The organism is Bradyrhizobium sp. (assembly GCF_019244115.1).
Classification (GTDB): Bacteria; Pseudomonadota; Alphaproteobacteria; order Rhizobiales; family Xanthobacteraceae; genus Bradyrhizobium.
This window is the reverse complement of record NZ_JAFATE010000318.1, coordinates 1-4,144: the sequence shown is the minus strand read 5'-3', so window position 1 is coordinate 4,144 and position 4,144 is coordinate 1. Positions and strand designations below refer to the sequence as shown.

Sequence of the window (4,144 nt, the reverse complement as noted above, 5' to 3'; positions counted from 1 at the left end):
CCCGGTCCCGATGCCTGCGCCTGCTGCGGCTCGAGGCGGCTAGCCAAGCTCGGCGAGGATGTCACCGAGACACTGGAAGTGGTGCCGCGACAGCGAGAAGATCACGCAGGTAGCCGCGCCGTTCCACGTGCTGCCGCGCGGCTTTGCCGGGCCCTCTTTACTGGCGATGGTCCTGTTCGAGAAGTACGGGCAGCACCAGCCGCTCAACCGCCAGTCGGAGCGCTACGCCCGCGAGGGTATCGAGCTGAGCCTGTCGACGCTCGCCGACCAGGTGGGCGGTTGCGCGACGCTGCTGCGGCCGCTGCACGATCTGATCCGTGCGCACGTGCTCGCCGACGAGCGCGTCCACGGCGATGAGACACCGGTGCCGGTGCTCGCCAAGGGGCAGACCTCGACCGGACGGATCTGGGTCTATGTGCGCGACGATCGTCCGTTCGGCGGACGCGATCCGCCGGCGGCGGTGTTCTTCTACTCGCGCGACCGCGCCGGCGAGCATGCCGAGCGTCACCTGCACGGCTATGGCGGCATCCTGCAGGCCGATTGCTATGCCGGCTTCAACCGCCTCTACGAGGCCGGCCGCAAGCCAGGTCCGATCACCGAGGGTCGCGATGCCTCACTTCGAAAAGGACTGCTTCCAGAGCGCGGCCGATCGAACGGACGATGCCGCCAGCTTTAGCGGATTACATTCGATCGCCAGGTTCTGGCTCGCTCCCTGACCGCGAAGGGCGCACGGTTGACGAAGCAAGAGCTGGCCAAGGACAATCTGAAATGAAACGGGTTTACCATTGGACCCGGTTTACGGGGCTTGGGGCAGGTGCTTGGCGTAGTCTGCCGCGCCATCGTCGATCAAAGCGCGGATTTCGCGGGCGCGCGGCGTGCCTGCCAGGTCAGGGTGACGCGACAGCGCATCCAGGACCTCGAAGGCAAACTCGATCTGTCCCCAGGCTTCCGCGAGTGCCGCAAGCCTGATCAGATTATCGGGGGACATGGTGGGTGCGGCTGCGGTCCCAAGCGGATCCCGGTAATAGAGCGCGTGGCCCTCGACGAGTTGCCCCCAGGCGGTGACGAGCTGGCCGAGCTTCGGTTCGACGATGGCGAGGTGCTGTGCCGCGACCGGTGACGCGGCACGTCCGACATAGTGGTGAGCGAGCAGGTCGAAGAACGAAAAACCGTGTTTGCGCAAAAAGGCATCGATGTCGGAGAACATCGGCCTGTCGCGATACGACTCCACGAAGGCAACCTCGAGGAATACGCCCAGAACACCGTCGAGCAGGGGGCCCGCGCCCTGAAGGATTTCCAGTTCACCGCCCTGGACGTTGATCTTGAGAAAGTCGACGCTCGTTATCCCTTCGCGGGCGGCCCAATCCGCCAAGCTGACCACGGTGAGCTCTTCAGTGCGGATCGGATAGAACATGTCCGAGGCGATCGACACCTCCTTCGGATTCTCGAACTTCCATCGATCGGTGACGGCGCGATTCTGCTGCAGGAATGAACTGCCGCCGCCGGCCTTGTTGTGTTCAAACGGTATCCTGCCGGTCGAGCCCCACAAGCCAGCGGGATAGAAGTGACGCTCGGCGCCGTCGGCCGACGCCACTTCATTCAGCCGAGCGGCTTCATCGGCATCGGCCTCGAAGCCGTAGAAGCGCAGTCGGGTAGGCGGAAACGGGCGCCACCTGGGATCGGCATCCACCTCGCGCGCGCCGGCATCGACGACGGTCAGCTGCCCATCCGGAGGCAGCAGCTTCATCAGACGCGGCAACAGGATCAGCTCCTCGCGGCCCAGATAGCGCGCCGGGGCGGTGGACCGCTTTGCGGTCACTTGGTCTTGCAGGCGTTCGATCGTCACGCGCGCGTCGGCGAGTTCCATTCCCACCGCCGAAAGCTGGGCCCAGAGTTGGCGATTGGTCACCTGGGTCCGCAGCAGCTCGGCATGCAGGCCAGCGTCACCGTCCCATGCAGGTTTGCCACTCGCATGCTTTTGCAGGCGCTGTCTCGCCGACGACAACAATCGCCTTATTTCTCGTAAAGGTTGCATGGGATCTCGATTAACGCAGCATTGACCGGTTACATCTGGAGGGATTGCGTCGATTCAACGGCCGACTCGCGGTGAGGACTTCTTCTGACAGGATCGCACCGCGAATTCGTCTTCGATGGCGGCAGCTCCGCTTCGAGAGGAAAGCACCACACGCCGCCAATGACGAGTCCGGGGCTGGCGATCGGCACGCCATCGATCTGCGGACTTTGTCCCTTCCAGGTGAGCTTGCGCCAGCCGCCGACCGGAGTTGGCAAGCTCGCCTCGACGCCGGGCTCGAGCGGCAGGTGGCCGGCGAGAACATGATCCAGAATGAGCCGCAACAGCCGACGTCTGGCGCCACGCTTTGCCAGGTGAGGCGCTTCCTCGGCGACCCAGCGCCGTGTGACACTCTTATGCGGCAGGAGAATCGTAATCGGCCCGTCCCTGCGGCACCAGCGTGCGAGCCTGGCCTCGATCAGGGCAGTTGCGAGGATCTGCTCGATGTCAGCGCGCCCGTGCTGCGCGAGCCCGCTCAGGATGCGCAGCACTTCGCGCGTGCCCATCAGGCGCTGGATCAGAATGTCGGATTGCAACTCGGCGCGGCGCCACGACGGGCCGGTACGTCCTTTGGTGTGAACATAAAAGCGATGATCGGCGACAATGTCGTTTGCCGGGCTGTCGTAGCGCAGCCACCAGGCGCCGAGTCGCAGCGGATCGAGCGGCCCCGGCTTGGCGAACCACTCGATATCCTTCATCAGCGGCGTCAGGCTGAGCGAAAACAGATTGTCCGAATCCGCGATGTAATGGACGTCGCTGGGATTTGGCCGATGGGCCAGCAGGGCCTGCGAGTTCAGGTCGAAATGGCGCGGATCGTAGGCGAACATCTCGCGCACCAACGAGCGCATCAGGTAGCCTTCGCCCTCCACCGGCCAGAGGATCAGCTCCGGATGCACCGGAAAGTTGGGGCAGTCCCGCACATAGGTCAGCGCGAGCGGATGCAGGTGGCGCATGCAAAGCTCGACCAGCGGGCGCGACGGCGCATCCACCACGCTGGTTGCCTGATCCTGGAACAGGCGTTTGACCTCGGGCACGGCCGTCTCCGACACGACGCGCATATAGGTCATGAAGATCGCCTTCTTGCCCAGCGCGGCGATATCGGCGATGTGCCCGAACGCACCGTTCGACCAGACCACGTCGGGCGGAATCAACAGGATCATGGCGCCCGCTTTGCGAGCGTCATCGATGCCCCGTCGCCAGAGTATGTGGTGCATCGCGATCGGGTCGATCGAGCGGTCGATGTTCAGCCCGATCAGCTCGAAGCGGACGATCTTGGAGGCAAGCTGAAACGCTTTGGTCGCTTCGATGCGCTGGACGTCATCCTTCGAGGTGAAGATCCGGTAGCGGACGTCATGCTTCTGTGCGAACGCGGCAAGGTTGCCGGGAGCCAGCAGGCTGGTGAGATTGACGTCGAGAAAGACGCCCGTGTGCCACGGCCCCCAGACCACGGTTGAAAAATGGAATGTCTTCCGAATTACCATCTCTCTCGACCACAGTTGAAAAATGCAATGCTTTTTCGAATTGCGATGTCTCTCACCCGCCAGGCATGACAACCGGTGCTCGAACACCTTCGTGTTGGACCACGAGCGGCGGCAGGCTGCAAGCCTTGATTTCGATCACCCTGGGCTCGCTGGGGGTGATGATTTTCGCGCGTGGCTTGGTTCGGGAGTGCTCAACCGGGTCGGAGCAAGCGCTCGAAAGGATGCGACGGAAGTCTTCCGCCGCATTCTGTCCACCGGCGATGCCGACGAGGGCTCAAATGACGGCCGCGCCGGCGCCGCCGGCGATCGCCACATAGCTCCGTCCCCACCAGCCGATGTCCAGGTGACGGGCGAACCGGAATCTTGAGCGTCCCTGAAACTCGAGAAAGGCACGGGCGACGCCGCGCCCCGGATTGCCCTTGTTGCCGACGAACAGGTCATCCATGTAGATCACTGTTCCGTCCTGCAGCAACGGCTCGATGAAGTCGAACACAGGCGCCGCCGATTCATACAGATCGCAATCGACATTGATCAGCGCCGCCTTGGCTTCGCTCTCGATGAAGCGCTTCTGCAGCTCGGGTGTCAGCGACTG

At 63.5% G+C, this 4,144-nt stretch carries 3 protein-coding genes and 1 pseudogene; 1 reads left to right on the top strand and 3 read right to left on the bottom strand.

The genetic code is table 11. The features are described from left to right. Positions 1-601: pseudogene (gene tnpC, locus JOZ76_RS14235) on the top strand (IS66 family transposase); the annotation flags it as partial. 195 nt (positions 602-796) lie between these two features. Here tnpC and JOZ76_RS14230 read toward each other — a convergent pair. The 3 genes from JOZ76_RS14230 to JOZ76_RS14220 form a co-directional block, all read right to left on the bottom strand. Further along, the gene (locus tag JOZ76_RS14230; protein ID WP_291699263.1) at positions 797-1,867 is read right to left on the bottom strand and encodes an FkbM family methyltransferase; all 1,071 of its coding nucleotides are present in this window, start codon (positions 1,865-1,867) and stop codon (positions 797-799) included. A 197-nt stretch (positions 1,868-2,064) separates the two neighbouring features. Further along, complete coding sequence (locus JOZ76_RS14225; RefSeq protein ID WP_291699262.1) at positions 2,065-3,552, bottom strand: hypothetical protein; 1,488 nt, start codon at positions 3,550-3,552, stop codon at positions 2,065-2,067. 274 nt (positions 3,553-3,826) lie between these two features. Further along, positions 3,827-4,144, bottom strand: a 318-nt coding sequence (locus JOZ76_RS14220; protein WP_291699261.1) for a hypothetical protein, incomplete at its 5' end; no start/stop codon positions are given.